The following is a 14,464-nucleotide window of genomic DNA, read 5'->3' as shown; positions in this document are numbered from 1 at the left end:
GGCCGAGCCACCCCCGCCATGCTCACTGCCGGGCCCTACGGCCGGTCGGGGAGCGCCGCCCTCAGCCGGGCGGCGACCTCGGCGGCCGCGTCCTCGTCCGGGTAGCGCGAGCGCGGCCAGAAGAAGCCGCGCAGCCCGTCCCTGGGGTTGCGCGGCACCACATGGACGTGCAGATGCGGTACGGACTGGCTGATCCGGTTGTTGGCGGCGACGAAGCTGCCGGCCGCGTCCATCCCCTGCTCGACGGCCGCCGTGACCCGCTGCACGCTCAGGAAGAACGGCCCCACCTCGGGCGCGGAGAGGTCGGTGAGGGTGCGCACATGCCGCCGTGGGACGACCAGCACATGCCCGGCGAACAGCGGCCGGCGGTCCAGGAAGGCCACCGCCGCCGCCTCGTCGAGCACCTGGTGCGCCGGCTCCTCGCCGGCCACCACGGCGCAGAAGACGCAGTCCACCCGTCCATTGAAACCCGCCGGGGGCCCGTCGGCCCGCTGCCGGGCCGCCGCCCGGCCCGCTGCTCCATGACCCGCCGCACCCCGCCCGCTGCTCCGACCCGAGGGCCGGGCGGCGGGCCGGGCTCACTCGTAGCGGTAGAGCAGCGACTCGCGCTCGGCCTGCTCGACCATCTCGATGGTCAGCCCCGGGATGCCCAGGTGGGAGAGCGTGACCTGCGCCGAGCTGGGCGCGTCCTCGGAGGAGAGCCACTTCCCGGGCTTCCATGCGGCGCTGCGCAGGAACGCCTTCGGGCAGTGCGGGTAGACCTCCTCGGCGCGCACCACGATGGCGCTCAGCGGCGGCTTGCCCACGGGGGTGAGCTGCTCCAGCAGCCGGGGATCGGTGGACACGCACGCGCGGCCGTTCAGCCGCAGGGTGGTGTCCCGGCCCGGTATGACGAACAGCAGGCCGATCCGGCCGGTCTCCAGGATGTTGTGCAGGCTGTCCAGCCGCTTGTTGCCGGTCGCGTCGGGGATGGCCAGGGTGTGCTCGTCCAGGACGGAGACCAGCCCGGGTGGGCCGCCCCGGGGCGAGACGTCGCAGCGGCCGGCGGCGTCGGCGGTGGCGATGAGGACCAGCGAGGCGCAGCCGATCAGCCGACGGGAGACCTCGTTGATGTGGTCGAGCTCCTTGTGCCGGGCGACCTCGCCGGGCTCCGGGTAGATCGCCCGCAGCCCGGCCGGTTCCCGTACGGCGTCGGCGAGGATCGCCTCGAAGAGGTCTCCGGGCGGGGTGGGCCGTACCGCTGACGGAACATCGGACTCCGGTGTGATGGTCATACGGCGCAATCTAACGGACCCCGCCGCCGCGCCCCATCCGTGGGCCCGGGCCCCGGCGGGCACCCGCTCCCGTACCGGATCCGCCCCACCCCTGCCCGGTGGGCGGACAATGGGAACAGGCGCTGGTCGAGGCGCGGCCGCGCCGGCCCGGGAGGAGGAAGCCGTGATCATCCGCATCTGGGCGGGGCAGATCATGACGGGCCACGTCGACGAGTTCTGCGACCTGCTGGTGGCCGAGGCGATCCCGCAGATCGGGCAGGTGGACGGGTGTCTCGGCGGCGAGGTGCTGCGCTCGCTGACCGACGACGGCCACCGGGTGCTGGTGATCACCCGCTGGCGGGACGAGGAGGCGCTGCGCGGGTACGCCGGGCCGATGTGGCGGATCCGGCCGATCTGGGCCGAGGGCGAGCTGCGCCACCTCGCGCACCCGCCGGAGGTCACCCACTACACCTCGGTCGCCACGGCCTGAGCGGGCCCGAGCAGATCCCGGTGTAGCGCGGTGCGTCCGGGCACGCCCGGACACGTCCGAGACTGCCCGAGCGCCGAACGCGTCCGAGATTGCCCGACCTCGCCCGACCTCGCCCGAGTCGACGCCGGCGTGGACCGCCGGGCACCGTCCGGAATTCCCCCCGGGGGAGTGAAACAGCCCACAGCAAAAGCCTCTCCCTGGCTTGCCGCGGATCATGGCACAATGACGGCAGTAGTAGCAGTGACGTTCAGCGCACTCCGGGGTCGGTGAAAATCCGAACCGGCGGTTACAGTCCGCGACCCGCCCGCAGCCAGCGGCCGGTTGACCAGGTGAAATTCCTGGACCGACGGTTAAAGTCCGGATGGGAGGCGTGCGCGACGGTTCGAGCGGTGCCGTGGTCCCCCGTGGATCACGCGAAGTGTGTGACCAGCGGGAGAGCTCTCCCTCGGCGACGGGATATCGCCGCAGGGCGGCCTGTCCGGCGAGGTCGGTGCACCCCCGTCCGTCCGTGTCCTCTCCCATGCCACACCCCGGAGTCCGCGCCCCAAGCGCGAGGAGAACCCGGGTGTTCACCGGCATCATCGAAGAGCTCGGCGAGGTCGTCTCCATCGAGGAGATCGGCGATTCCTCGCGAATCCGCCTGCGTGGCCCGGTGGTCTGTCAGGGCGCGCACCACGGCGACTCCATCGCGGTCAACGGCGTCTGCCTGACCGTCGTCGACACCCCCGAGGAACTGGCCTCCCAGAGCGGCGAGTTCACCGCCGACGTGATGAAGGAGACGCTGCTGCGCTCCAGCCTGGGCGCCCTGGCGCCCGGCTCGCGGGTCAACCTGGAGCGCGCCATGGCGCTCGGCGCCCGCCTCGGCGGACACCTCGTCCAGGGCCATGTCGACGCCACCGGCGCCCTGTTGGGCCGCGAGCCGGGCGACCTCGACACGGCCGGCCTGCCCCGCTGGGAGGTGCTGCGCTTCTCCCTCCCGCAGTCCATCTCGCGCTACCTGGTGGAGAAGGGCTCGATCACCGTCGACGGCGTCAGCCTGACCGTCGTCGAGGCAGCCCTGGACAGCTTCACCGTCAGCCTCATCCCCGCCACCCTCGCGCTGACCACGCTCGGCGCCAAGCGCGTCGGCGAGCCCGTCAACCTTGAGGTCGACGTGCTCGCGAAGTACGTCGAGCGGCTGCTCGACTCCCGCACCCTCCCCGCCACGATCGCGAAGGACGCCTCGTGAACTCCCTCAGCGGCATAGCCTTCACCGCCTTCGGCGAGCCGGTGCGGTGGGCCGACATGACCGGCAACCTGCTCGGCCTGGCCGCGCTCGCGCTCGGCTGGCGTCGCTCGGTCTGGAGCTGGCCGCTCCAGCTGCTCTCCGGCGTCGTGCTGATCGCCGCCTACCTCAACGGCCATGTCCCCGGCCTGATCGGCAAGCAGCTCATCGTGATCGCCGCCGCCGGCTGGGGCTGGACCCAGTGGCGCCGCGGGCGTCGCGACACCGGCGAGATCGCCGTCCGCTTCGCCAGCTGGACGGAGCGGGCCGTGCTGGCCGGCGCGACCGCGCTCGGTACGCTCGCCCTCGCCTGGCTCTTCCTCGCCAACCCCTCGCTCTCGTGGAACCCCTGGGGCGACGCGTACATCTTCGTCGGCACGCTCGCCGCGATGTACGCCCAGGCCCGGGGCTGGCTGGAGTTCTGGTTCGCCTGGATCGCCGTCGACGTGGTCGGCGTCCCGCTCGCCTTCAACAGCGGCTACGCCTTCTCCGGCCTCACCTACAGCATCTACTTCGTCCTCGTCCTGCTCGGCCTGCGCGGTTGGTGGCTGAGCACCCGCGCCCCCCATCCCGCCGCGAGCACCAACGTCCTGCAGGGAGCATCCGCATGAGCACCCAGCCCGTCACCGACGACCTCGCCCTCGACCCCGTCGAGCGTGCCATCGCCGACATCGCCCTCGGCCGCCCGGTGATCGTGGTGGACGACGAGGACCGCGAGAACGAGGGCGACATCGTCTTCGCCGCCTCCGCCGCCACCCCCGAGCTGATGGCCTTCACCATCCGCTACAGCTCCGGTGTCATCTGCGTCCCGATGACCGGCGGAGAACTCGACCGTCTCAAGCTGCCGCCGATGACCCAGGTCAACGAGGACCGCAAGGGCACCGCCTACGCCGTCTCGGTCGACGCCCGCGACGGCGTCTCCACCGGCATCTCGGCCGCCGACCGGGCCCGCACCGTCAAGCTGCTCGCCTCCGCCGGCACCGAGCCCGGCGACCTCACCCGCCCCGGCCACGTCTTCCCGCTGCGCGCCGTGGAGGGCGGCGTGCTGGTGCGCCCCGGCCACACCGAGGCCGCCGTCGACCTGGCCCGCCTCGCCGGGCTGGCCCCGGCCGGCGCCATCGCCGAGGTGGTCAACGACGACGGCACCATGGCGCGGCTGCCCGAGCTGGTCGCCTTCGCCCGGGAGCACAGCCTGGCGATCATCTCCATCGAGGACCTGATCGCCTACCGCCGCCGCACCGAGCTGCACGTCGACCGCGCCGCCGTCACCGCGCTGCCCACCGCCTACGGCGAGTTCACCGCCGTCGGTTACCGCGGCACCCTGGACGGCGTCGAGCACCTCGCGCTGGTCGCCGGTCCGCTGGACGCCGAAGGCCGGGTCGCCGACGGGGAGGACCTGCTGGTGCGGGTCCACTCCGAGTGCCTCACCGGCGACGTCTTCGGCTCGCTGCGCTGCGACTGCGGCCCGCAGCTCCAGGCCTCGCTGGAGAAGGTCGCCGCCGCCGGCCGCGGCATCGTGCTCTACCTGCGCGGCCACGAGGGCCGGGGCATCGGCCTGGCCCACAAGCTGCGCGCGTACGAGCTCCAGGAGCAGGGCCGCGACACCGTGGACGCCAACCTCGACCTCGGCCTGCCCGCCGACGCCCGGGACTACAGCATCGGCGCCCAGATGCTCACCGACCTCGGCGTGCGCTCGCTGACGCTGCTCACCAACAACCCCGACAAGATCGCCGCGCTCACCGAGCACGGCCTGAAGGTCAAGGGCCGCGAGCCCGTCCAGACCCCCGCCGGCGAGCACAACCTGACCTACCTGCGGACCAAGCGCGACCGGATGGGCCACGAACTGCCCTGGCTCGGCGAGGACTCCTGAGCCATCCCGGCGGCCCCGCAGTCCACCCGGCCACGACGAGTAGTCACCGCAAGTAGTCACCACACGCAGCCACCACCAGTCACCACCAGCCACCACCGAAGAGGAAGTACGCACGTGAGCGGCCACGGAGCCCCCGAGCTGACCATCCAGAACTGCGCCGACCTGCGGGTCGCGGTGATCGCCGCGCAGTGGCACGAGCAGGTGATGAACGGCCTGCTGGACGGCGCCCACCGGGCGCTCAAGGAGCTGGGCATCGAGGAGCCGACCGTGCTCCGGGTCCCCGGCACGTTCGAGCTGCCCGTCGCCGCCAAGCAGCTGGCCGACCGCGGCTACGACGCGGTGATCGCGCTCGGCGTGGTCGTCCGCGGCGGCACCCCGCACTTCGACTACGTCTGCCAGGCCGCGACCATGGGTCTGACCCAGGTCAGCGTCCAGACCGGCGTCCCGGTCGGCTTCGGCGTGCTGACCTGCGACAACGAGCAGCAGGCGCTGGACCGCGCCGGCCTGCCCGGCTCGGCCGAGGACAAGGGCCACGAGGCCGTCACCGCGGCCGTGGCCACCGCCGCCACCCTGCGGGCGGTCTCCGAGCCCTGGCGCTGACGGCCCCACCCGGACATCCGGCGTGCGGTGCGCCGGATGTCCGGCGGACTGTCCACGGTCCGGGACTGTTTACCGTCCGTCAGCCGGCAAGCCGTAAGGTGAGTCCATCATGGCTTCGAAGACATTCGAGGAGCTCTTCACCGAGCTCCAGCAGAAGGCCGCCGCAGGCGACCCCTCGTCCTCCCGTACCGCGCAGCTCGTCCAGCAGGGCGTCCATGCCATCGGCAAGAAGGTCGTCGAGGAGGCCGCCGAGGTCTGGATGGCCGCCGAGTACGAGACCGACGAGCGCACCGCCGAGGAGATCTCGCAGCTCCTCTACCACCTTCAGGTGATGATGGTCGCCCGCGGCTTGACGCTCGACGACGTGTACGCCCACCTCTGACCCGACTCCCCGGTACGGGCCGCCACCACGCGCGGCCCGTACCGCCGCACCACCCCTCACCCGCTACCTCAGCGAAGGATTCACCGCTCATGCTGCGCATCGCCGTCCCCAACAAGGGTTCGCTCTCGGGTCCAGCGGCGGAGATGCTCCATGAGGCCGGCTACCGCCAGCGCAAGGACCCCAAGGAACTCGTACTCGTCGACCCGAACAACGAGGTCGAGTTCTTCTTCCTGCGCCCGCGCGACATCGCCGTGTACGTCGGCTCCGGCCGCCTCGACGTCGGCATCACCGGCCGTGACCTGCTGCTGGACTCCGCCTCCAACGCCGAGGAGGTGCTCGCGCTCGGCTTCGGCGGCTCGACCTTCCGCTTCGCCCGCCCGCTGGGCGTGGAGGTCAAGGACGTCGAGGGCCTGGAGGGCCTGCGGATCGCCACCTCCTACACCGGGCTGGTCGAGCAGCACCTCGCCGACAACGGTGTGAAGGCGACCGTCACCAAGCTGGACGGCGCGGTGGAGACCGCGGTGCAGCTCGGCGTCGCCGATGTGATCGCGGACGTGGTGGAGACCGGCACCAGCCTGCGCAACGCCGGCCTGGAGGTCTTCGGCGACCCGATCCTGATCTCGGACGCCGTGGTCATCCGCCCGAAGGGCGCCGGCGAGGACGCGCGCGTCGAGCAGTTCCTGCGCCGCCTGCAGGGTGTGCTGGTGGCCCGCCGCTATGTGCTGATGGACTACGACATCCGGGCCGAGCAGGTCGGCGCGGCCGTGGCGCTGACCCCCGGCCTCGAGTCGCCGACGGTCTCGCCGCTGCACACCGAGGGCTGGGTGGCCGTCCGGTCGATGGTGCTCCGCAAGGAGGCCCAGCGGATCATGGACGACCTGTGGAGCATCGGCGCCCGGGCCATCCTGGTGACCAACATCCACGCCTGCCGGCTCTGACCTGCACCGCCCCCCGGCTCACTGAGCCCCCCGGCTCACTGAGCCCCCCGGCTCACTGAGCCCCCCGGCTCACCGAGCCACCCGCACCGCCGCACCACCCGCGCCTTCTGACCGGGGCGGGGACGCCAGGCCGTCCCCGCCCCGCCCGCTGCCCTGGAGACCCCACGTGTCCACCCCCGCCGAGCTGCCCGTCACCTGGGCGCCGCGCCGCACCCGCGCCGTCCTGCTGCCGGTGTGCGCGCTGCTGGTCGTCATGTTCACCGTGATCGCCTTCGCGCTGCCGGCGAACTGGCAGCTCAACGACCGGATCGCGATGGTCCTCAGCGGGGTGCTCTTCGCCGGGGTGGGCCTGCTGCTGGCCCGGCCCAAGGTGAGCGCCGACGCCGAGGGCGTCACCGTGGTGAACTTCGTCCGCCGTCGCCGACTGGCCTGGGCCGAGATCGTCCGGGTCAACTTCCGCCAGGGCGACCCGTGGGCCACCCTCGACCTGGCCGACGGCACCTCGCTGCCCGTCGTCGGCATCCAGCCTGGCCTCGGCCGCGACCAGGCCATCCAGGCCGCCCGCGCGCTGCGTGATCTGGTCGACGGCCACGCCGCCCAGGTGCAGCCGTAGGCCCGTCCTCCCCGCTCCCGCAGCCGGTTCTCCCCGGTCCCGGCCTGCTTCGTACCCGACCTCCGCCGCCGCGCCCAGCGGCACCGAACGCGCTGGCGAGCCTCGTACGGGTATCGTCTACGCTGGTAAAAGCGGGGCAAAGCCTCGCCATCTCGGCCTGCGACCTGAGGAGTGACACCTCCCCTCGATGGACGATCCGTCCGGTAGTACCACCGCCGCCCCAGTTCCGAGCCCCGGAAGGCAGGCGGCACTGTGATCACCGCCTGGCTCCTGTTGCTCGCGGCGTTCCTGCTCATCCTCGCCAACGGCCTCTTCGTGGCCGCCGAGTTCGCCTTCGTCACCGTGGAACGCGGCGCGGTCGACCGCGCCGTGAAGGCCGGTGACGGCAAGGCCCGCCGGGTCGCCAAGGCGCAGCGGCAACTCTCCTTCGAGCTCTCCGGCGCCCAACTCGGCATCACCGTCACCTCGCTGGTGGTCGGCATGCTCGCCGAGCCCGCGCTGTCCGTGCTGCTCAGCCCCGTCCTGACCGCCATCGGCGTACCCGCCTCCGTCGCCAGGGCGGTGGCCGTGATCGTCGGCATGGTGCTCGCCACCATCCTGCAGATGGTGATCGGCGAGCTCGTCCCGAAGAACTGGGCGATCTCCCGGCCGCTCCAGGTCGCCCGCGCGGTGGCCGCCCCGCACATGTGGTTCTCGGTCGCGTGCCGGCCGCTGATCAGCTTCCTCAACGGCGTCGCCGACCGAACGGTCCGCGCGCTGGGCGTGGAGCCGCAGGACGAGCTGGACCACGCCCGCACCCCCGCCGAGCTGGTCTCGCTGGCCCGGCACTCCGCGAAGGCCGGCGCGATAGACGAGGAGTCCGCGACCCTCTTCGTGAAGACGCTGGGGCTGAGCGAACTCACCGCCGAGAGCATGATGACCCCGCGCGTGGACGTCGTCGCCCTCCAGCGTGACGCCGGCGCCGCGGATGTGCTCAACCTGACCCGCGCCACCGGCCTGTCCCGCTTCCCGGTCTACGGCAACAGCCTGGACGAGGTCTCCGGCACCGTCACCCTCAAGGACGCGCTCGCCGTACCGCCGGAGCGGCGCGCCTCGGTCCGGGTGGCCGAGATCGCCGTACCGCCGCTGCTGGTGCCCGAGACGCTCCCCGCCGAACGGCTGCTCGACCAGCTGCGCCGCGAGCAGCCGATGGCCATCGTGGTCGACGAGTACGGCGGCACCGCCGGCGTCGTCACCATCGAGGACATCGTCGAGGAGATCGTCGGCGAGGTGCAGGACGAGCACGACCCCGAGGACACCCCCGAGCTGGTGTCGCTGCCGCCCGTCGACGGCATGCCGGCCTGGGAGGCCGACGGCCGGGTCCGCATCGACCGGCTGGAGGCCATCGGGTTGTACGCCCCCGAAGGCCCGTACGAGACCCTCGCCGGCCTGGTCTCCGACCTGCTCGGCCGGCTCCCCGCGCCCGGTGAGCGGGCCGGACTCCCCGGCTGGCGCTTCACCGTGGAGGCCGTCGACCGGCACCGCACCAGCCGGGTCAGGATCGAGCGCACCGCCGAGCCCCGCCACGACGAGGACGAGACCCGATGACCGTGCTCCAACTGGCCGCCGCACTCCTGCTGCTGCTGGGCAACGCCTTCTTCGTCGGCGCCGAGTTCGCCGTCATCTCCGTCCGCCGCAGCCAGATCGAGCCGCTCGCCGACGCCGGCAACAGGCGCGCCCGTACCGTGCTGCACGCGCTCTCCAACGTCTCCGCGATGCTGGCCGCCGCCCAGCTGGGCATCACCGCCTGCTCGCTGGGCCTGGGTGCGCTGGCCGAGCCCACCATCGCCCACCTGGTCGAGGGCCCGTTCCACGCGATGGGCGTGCCGGAGAGCCTGATGCACCCGCTCTCGTACGGGCTGGCGCTGAGCCTGGTGGTGTTCCTGCACATGGTGATGGGCGAGATGGTGCCCAAGAACCTCGCCCTGGCCGGCCCCGAGAAGGCCGCGCTCTGGCTCGGCCCGCCGCTCGACCGGCTGGCCCGGGTGCTCGCGCCGGTGATCCGCTTCCTGAACGCCTTCGCCAACGCCGTGCTGCGGCTGTTCAAGGTGGAGGCCAGGGACGAGGTCGAGTCGGTCTTCACCATCGAGCAGCTGATGTACCTGCTGGTCGACTCGAAGGACGCGGGCCTGCTGGACGAGGAGCGCCAGGAGCGCCTGGAGGACGCGTTGGAGCTGGGCCACCGCCCGGTGACGGAGGTCCTGCTGCCGCCGGACCAGCTGGTGACCGTCGACACCAAGGTGACCGCCGAGCAGATCGAGGGCCTGGCGGTACGCACCGGCTTCTCGCGCTTCCCCGTCGTGGACGGTGACGTACGCGAGAACGGCTTCGTCGGCTACCTCCACGTCAAGGACATCCTGGACGTCGACGATCCGTCCGCTCCCGTCCCGGCCCGCCTCTGGCGCCCGATCCCCGTCCTGCGCCGCAACGTCCCGCTGGACGACTCCCTCGGCGCGATGCGCCGGGCCGCCGCCCACCTGGCCGCCGTCGTCGACGAGGACGGCCACACCCTGGGCCTGATCGCCCTGGAGGACGTGGTCGAGGAACTCGTCGGCGAGGTCCACGACCCCGACCATCGCCCGGCCGCGGCCTGACGCCACCCCGTGACCGCCCTCCGGTGGGGGCTGGAGTGGGCGTCGGCCGGTCAGCTGTCCGGGCGTGGGCGCAGCCCGGTGAAGGTGAGCTCGACGAAGCGGCGCCAGTCGCCGCTCGCGGTGCGGATGATGTTCGAGAGGCCGCCGACGATCATGTAGACGTCCGCGACGGACACGTCCGGCCGGAGGGTGCCGGCGGCGCGGTCCTGGGCGATCAGGGCCTCGACCGCCTCCTGGAGCTGTGCCAGCAGCTCGCCCTGAGGTGCCGAGGAGCCCATGGTGGCCACGACGGAGGCGGACAGGCCCTTGTCCTCGGCCAGTACCTGACCGACATGGCGGAGGTAGCGGGCCAGCCCCTGGCCCGACCCGGGGTCGCGCCGGCTCTCGGTGCGGGCGAACTCCAGGATCGCGGCGAACCGGTGCTCCGCCGTGGCCTCGATCAGGGCCCGCCGGGTCGGGAAGTGCCGGTAGACCGTGCCGATGCCGACGCCGGCGGCGCGTGCCACCTCGGGCATCTGGACCTCGTCGCCGCGTTCCTCGAACAGCGCACGTGCTGCCGTCAGTACCCGGTCTCGGTTGCGCTCCGCGTCGGCGCGCGGCCGCCGGCCGGCGGGTGTCGAAGGCGTTGACAAGCTGAGGACTCCCCTGCCTAGACTCAATTCGGAATCGGATTCCGGTTCCGATTGTGTCATACAAGGAGGGGCCATACGTATGCCCATGCCCATGCCCGGAGACCGTTTCATCCTGCTGGACCCGGGGGCCGCGCGGCCCGGCCGGATCCCGATGCCGCCCGCGTTCGCCGTCAAGGCCACGACCGAGGACACCGAGGGGCGCTTCTCGCTGCTGGAGGTGACCGTGGCGAAGGACATCCCGCGGCACACCCACCACCGCGCGGACGAGTGCATCTACGTGCTCGACGGCGTCCTGGAGATCGAGTTCGACGACCGGACGCACCTCGCCCCCCAGGGGACGTTCGTACTGCTTCCGCGTGGCGTCCCGCATGCGCTGCGCCGCGCCGGCGACCGGCCCCCGCGCGTCCTGCAGATCTCCTCGCCCGGCGGGTGGGAGCACTACCTGGAAGACCTGATCGAGGCGGGGCCAGCCGTCCTCACCGAAGGACGGCTGGACCCCGCCAAGATCAACCCCATCGCGGCCAGGTACGACATCAGCTACCAGGAGGAGGGGTGACCCCGCTGCTACGCTCGTGACCATGGCTCGCTACTGCGGCGGGGGCAGCGGGTGGCCGGGGGCGACGACGGCGCTGATGCGGCGTGCGATGGTCTCGGAGGTGTTGCCGTCGGGGGTGTCGGGGCCCTTGGTCGTCGTGACGGCGATGGCCACCCGCTCGCAGGGCAGGTAGGCCTGCATGGCGGCGTAGCCGGAGAAGGACGGGTTCTGGATGATCCAGTCGTCCACGACGATCACGCCCAGGCCGAAGTGGGTCGCCTCGGTGTTCGCACGGCAGACGGTCTCGGGACAGGTGGCCGTGGGGCCGCCCAGACCGACCGTGCCGGGGTCGAGCTGCACCCGGAATGCGGCGGGGGAGAGCAGCTCACCGGAGCCGATGGCCACCGCCGAGCGGGCCAGGTCGCAGATGTCGGTGGTGATGACCGCGCCCGGGGCGGTGGTCCACGACGGGTTCCAGAAGGTGGACTCCTCGTACTTCCCCCGTTCGGAGGTGAAGGCGTGCAGGACGGGTGCCGGGATGTCGGGCGTGAAGTTGTTGCGGGTCTCGTGCAGGCCGAGCGGGCCCATCACGCGCTGCTGGAGCAGGTGGTCGAGCCGGGTCCCGGCGATCTTCTCCAGGGCTGCGCCGAGAAGCACGAAGTTGGCGTGCGAGTAGCTCCAGTTGGTGCCCGGGTCGTACCAGAGGGGCTTGCTCGTCGAGATGCCCACCAGCTCCTCGGGCGTCCACTGACGGAAGGGAGCGGCCTCCAGCTCGGCGAGGAAGGCGGGGTCGGTGACGTAGTCGGCGAGCCCCGAGGTGGAGCTGCCGAGCATGCGCAGCGTGATCTGCTCGGCGTACGGGGCGTCGGGCAGCCAGCGTGAGACGGGGTCGTCGAGGCCCGCCTTGCCCTCCTCGACGAGTTGCAGCAGGACGGTTCCCATGAAGGCGATCGCCACCGAGCCGGCGCGGAAGTGCATGGCGGGCTCGGCCGGGACCCCGGTCATCGACTCGCCGAGTGCGTCGGTGATGACCTCCCGCCCGTCGACGGTGACACGCAGGACGACGGACGCGAGGCCCAGCTCCTCCTTGGCCTGTTCGGCGATCCGCAGCACCTCGCGGGCCTGGCCGCCGTCGGGGCGCGGGGAACTGACGCACGGCCGGTCCCTCCCGCTTCCGTCGCCGGAGGGGGCCGAGCCGGTGGCCAGGGGCCCGGCGGTGGCCGTGACCTGGGCACTTGCGGCGATGAGCATCGTGACGCAGAGCAGCGTCGTCAGGCGGGTTCGTCTCATGCCCGCAGTATCGGCGGGCCGCATCGCGCAGGCCCGGACGTCACACCGCGACCCGCGCCAGGATCACCCGTCGGGCCCCGGCCCGGGTCCGCCCCCATCCCCGGCTCCGCTTCCGCTCTGGGCGATTCCGCCGAGAGCGTGCAGCCGTTCCCCCGGCGGCCCTCGGCGGGCAGGGTTGGCGTCATGAAGCTTCTGATACTGGGTGGGACGGAGTTCGCCGGTCGCGCCGTCACCGACGCGGCACTGGAACGAGGTTGGGAGGTGACGGTCTTTCACCGGGGGCACCACGCGCCCCCACCGGGGGTCACCGCGCTGCACGGCGACCGCACGGCCCCGGACGGCCTGGCAGCGCTCGCCGAGGGCGAGTGGGACGCCGTGCTGGACACCTGGTCGGGGGCGCCCTCGGCGGTACGGGACGCGGCGCGGCTGCTGGCCGAGCGGGTCGGCCGCTATGTCTACGTCTCCAGCTGTTCGGTGTACGTGTACCCCTCCGCGGCGGGCGTCGACGAGGCCGCGCCGCTGGTGGACGGCTCACCCGACGACTCCGAGGACGGGGACTACGCCCGCGCCAAGCGCGGTGCCGAGCTGGCCGTGGTCGACGCCTTCGGCGAGCGGGCGCTGCTGGCCCGGGCGGGTCTGATCATCGGCCCGGGCGAGAACATCGGTCGGCTGCCCTGGTGGCTCGGCCGGATCGCGAAGGGCGGTCCGGTGCTCGCGCCCGGGCCGCGTGACCTGGAACTCCAGTACATCGATGTCCGCGACCTGGCGAACTGGATGCTGGACGCCGTGGAACAGGGCCTCGGCGGCGCCTACAACCTGGTCTCGGCGCCGGGGCACACCACCACCGCTGAGCTGTTGGAGGCCTGCGCCCGCGTCACCGGCTCGGACGCCGAGCTGCGCTGGACCGACCCCGAGCCGATCCTCGCCGCCGGGATCCAGCCGTGGATGGACCTGCCGATCTGGCTGCCGCCGGGCGAGGACTACGCCCACATGCACCGGCGCGGCGTCGCCAAGGCGCTGGCCGCGGGGCTGGACTGCCGGCCGGCCGAGGAGACGGTGGCCGACACCTGGGCCTGGCTGCGCAGCATCGGCGGGGTGGCGCCGCAGCGGCCCGACCGGCCGGTCGTCGGGCTGGACCCACGGATCGAGGCCGCGGTGCTGGCCGGCCAGGGGGTGCCGACGCCCGGTGGGCTGGTCGACTGAGCTACTGCGCAGGACCGCCGAAGTTCGCCCCCGAGCCCGGGCGGGGGGAGGAGCGGCCGCCGCTGCTCCCCCCCCCGTTCGTGCGTCAGGCGTCAGGCATCAGCCCGGCCGGCCGGATCCGTCCTCCGTACGGGGAGGACGCCCCGGGCGGCGGTCAGTGCCAGACGGTGCAGCCGACCACGCCGCGGTCCATGCTGTAGATGCACCCGCGCGTCACGTAGGGCGGGCCGTCGTACAGGCTGTCCGTCCAGCCGGTGTCGTTGGTGGAGACGTTGATCCGGCCCTGCCAGCTGGTGCCGTTGTTGGACGAACGGTCCAGGTAGACCTGGAAGTTGCCGCTGGCGTAACCCTGGGCGGTCGCGTACTCGTGGTGGTCGCCGCCGAGCGAGGTCGCCAGCTTCACCCAGCCGAAGTTGTACTGGGCGAAGGTGCACCAGTACACCCCCAGGTCGCCACAGCTGCTCGCGGCCAGTGATGTGGGCCCGGCCGCGGGCTTGTCGGAGAGGATCACCGGGTTCTCCCAGGACCCGGGCTTGGCGTTCGGGTTGTAGGTGATGTGGGCACCGGGTGCCGGGGCGGCGGCCGACGCGGCGGCGGGTGCGGGTGCGGGTGCGGGTGCGGGGCCGGCGACCGGCTGGGCCGCGGCGGTGCCGGCCAGCGTCGCGATGCCGAGCAGGGTGACGGCGGCTGTCGTGGCAGCCCGGCGCCAGATCTTCGTGTTCACTCTTGTCTCCCCTGTCGAGTGGAACGGGATCGGCCGG

At 72.5% G+C, this 14,464-nt stretch carries 17 protein-coding genes and 1 riboswitch; of the genes, 12 read left to right on the top strand and 5 right to left on the bottom strand.

Annotated features, from left to right (window positions below; all coding sequences use genetic code 11):
* Window positions 1-35 precede the first annotated feature (35 nt).
* Together ACIBH3_RS24130 and ACIBH3_RS24125 are read right to left on the bottom strand one after the other, a co-directional pair.
* On the bottom strand, window positions 36-455 hold the full coding sequence (locus ACIBH3_RS24130; RefSeq protein WP_396314132.1) for an HIT family protein: 420 nt from the start codon (window positions 453-455) through the stop codon (window positions 36-38).
* Between the two features lie 123 nt (window positions 456-578).
* Window positions 579-1,274 (bottom strand): MSMEG_1061 family FMN-dependent PPOX-type flavoprotein, encoded by a 696-nt coding sequence (locus tag ACIBH3_RS24125; protein ID WP_396314131.1) that lies wholly within the window; start codon window positions 1,272-1,274, stop codon window positions 579-581.
* Between the two features lie 163 nt (window positions 1,275-1,437).
* Here ACIBH3_RS24125 and ACIBH3_RS24120 point away from each other — a divergent pair, with 163 nt between their 5' ends.
* From ACIBH3_RS24120 to ACIBH3_RS24075, 10 genes are all read left to right on the top strand, one after another.
* On the top strand, window positions 1,438-1,743 hold the full coding sequence (locus ACIBH3_RS24120; RefSeq protein ID WP_396314130.1) for an antibiotic biosynthesis monooxygenase family protein: 306 nt from the start codon (window positions 1,438-1,440) through the stop codon (window positions 1,741-1,743).
* Window positions 1,744-1,992: 249 nt separating this feature from the next.
* Window positions 1,993-2,120: riboswitch (FMN riboswitch) on the top strand.
* A gap of 188 nt (window positions 2,121-2,308) precedes the next feature.
* The gene (locus ACIBH3_RS24115; protein WP_396314129.1) at window positions 2,309-2,971 is read left to right on the top strand and encodes a riboflavin synthase; all 663 of its coding nucleotides are present in this window, start codon (window positions 2,309-2,311) and stop codon (window positions 2,969-2,971) included.
* Between the two features lie 56 nt (window positions 2,972-3,027).
* A complete protein-coding gene (locus ACIBH3_RS24110; protein WP_396314200.1) occupies window positions 3,028-3,618 on the top strand; it encodes a nicotinamide riboside transporter PnuC in 591 nt (196 codons plus the stop codon).
* A complete protein-coding gene (locus tag ACIBH3_RS24105; protein ID WP_396314128.1) occupies window positions 3,615-4,877 on the top strand; it encodes a bifunctional 3,4-dihydroxy-2-butanone-4-phosphate synthase/GTP cyclohydrolase II in 1,263 nt (420 codons plus the stop codon). Before ACIBH3_RS24110 ends, ACIBH3_RS24105 begins: the two co-directional genes overlap by 4 nt.
* A gap of 114 nt (window positions 4,878-4,991) precedes the next feature.
* Window positions 4,992-5,477, top strand: coding sequence for a 6,7-dimethyl-8-ribityllumazine synthase (gene ribH / locus ACIBH3_RS24100; protein ID WP_396314127.1), 486 nt, complete (start codon window positions 4,992-4,994; stop codon window positions 5,475-5,477).
* A gap of 109 nt (window positions 5,478-5,586) precedes the next feature.
* Window positions 5,587-5,859: a phosphoribosyl-ATP diphosphatase gene (locus tag ACIBH3_RS24095; RefSeq protein WP_396314126.1), complete on the top strand. Its 273-nt coding sequence runs from the start codon at window positions 5,587-5,589 to the stop codon at window positions 5,857-5,859.
* An 89-nt stretch (window positions 5,860-5,948) separates the two neighbouring features.
* Window positions 5,949-6,797 carry an ATP phosphoribosyltransferase gene (hisG, locus tag ACIBH3_RS24090; RefSeq protein WP_396314125.1) on the top strand — a complete coding sequence of 283 codons (849 nt, stop codon included), beginning with the start codon at window positions 5,949-5,951 and terminating at the stop codon, window positions 6,795-6,797.
* A gap of 166 nt (window positions 6,798-6,963) precedes the next feature.
* Window positions 6,964-7,410: a PH domain-containing protein gene (locus tag ACIBH3_RS24085; RefSeq protein WP_396314124.1), complete on the top strand. Its 447-nt coding sequence runs from the start codon at window positions 6,964-6,966 to the stop codon at window positions 7,408-7,410.
* Between the two features lie 252 nt (window positions 7,411-7,662).
* Window positions 7,663-8,997, top strand: a complete 1,335-nt coding sequence (locus ACIBH3_RS24080) for a hemolysin family protein (RefSeq protein WP_396314123.1) — start codon at window positions 7,663-7,665, stop codon at window positions 8,995-8,997.
* Window positions 8,994-10,043 (top strand): hemolysin family protein, encoded by a 1,050-nt coding sequence (locus ACIBH3_RS24075; RefSeq protein WP_396314122.1) that lies wholly within the window; start codon window positions 8,994-8,996, stop codon window positions 10,041-10,043. Before ACIBH3_RS24080 ends, ACIBH3_RS24075 begins: the two co-directional genes overlap by 4 nt.
* 50 nt (window positions 10,044-10,093) lie before the next feature.
* Here ACIBH3_RS24075 and ACIBH3_RS24070 read toward each other — a convergent pair whose 3' ends face one another.
* Window positions 10,094-10,675: a TetR/AcrR family transcriptional regulator gene (locus tag ACIBH3_RS24070; RefSeq protein WP_396314121.1), complete on the bottom strand. Its 582-nt coding sequence runs from the start codon at window positions 10,673-10,675 to the stop codon at window positions 10,094-10,096.
* A 91-nt stretch (window positions 10,676-10,766) separates the two neighbouring features.
* On the opposite strand from ACIBH3_RS24070, the gene ACIBH3_RS24065 reads away from it, so the two are divergent.
* The gene (locus tag ACIBH3_RS24065) at window positions 10,767-11,231 is read left to right on the top strand and encodes a cupin domain-containing protein (RefSeq protein WP_396314120.1); all 465 of its coding nucleotides are present in this window, start codon (window positions 10,767-10,769) and stop codon (window positions 11,229-11,231) included.
* 30 nt (window positions 11,232-11,261) lie between these two features.
* On the opposite strand, the gene ACIBH3_RS24060 is transcribed toward ACIBH3_RS24065, so the two are convergent.
* Entirely contained in the window at window positions 11,262-12,500 is a 1,239-nt protein-coding gene (locus ACIBH3_RS24060) for a serine hydrolase domain-containing protein (protein ID WP_396314119.1), read from the bottom strand.
* A gap of 183 nt (window positions 12,501-12,683) precedes the next feature.
* Between ACIBH3_RS24060 and ACIBH3_RS24055 the strand changes: the two genes are divergently transcribed.
* Window positions 12,684-13,703: an SDR family oxidoreductase gene (locus ACIBH3_RS24055; RefSeq protein ID WP_396314118.1), complete on the top strand. Its 1,020-nt coding sequence runs from the start codon at window positions 12,684-12,686 to the stop codon at window positions 13,701-13,703.
* Between the two features lie 154 nt (window positions 13,704-13,857).
* Here the strand turns inward: ACIBH3_RS24055 and ACIBH3_RS24050 are convergent, their stop codons facing one another.
* The gene (locus ACIBH3_RS24050) at window positions 13,858-14,427 is read right to left on the bottom strand and encodes a hypothetical protein (protein WP_396314117.1); all 570 of its coding nucleotides are present in this window, start codon (window positions 14,425-14,427) and stop codon (window positions 13,858-13,860) included.
* Window positions 14,428-14,464 lie beyond the last annotated feature (37 nt).

It is taken from the genome of Kitasatospora sp. NPDC050543 (assembly GCF_044457565.1).
Lineage (GTDB): Bacteria > Actinomycetota > Actinomycetes > Streptomycetales > Streptomycetaceae > Kitasatospora.
The sequence above is the reverse complement of the archived record's forward strand: the minus strand, read 5'-3'. Positions and strand labels throughout refer to the sequence as shown.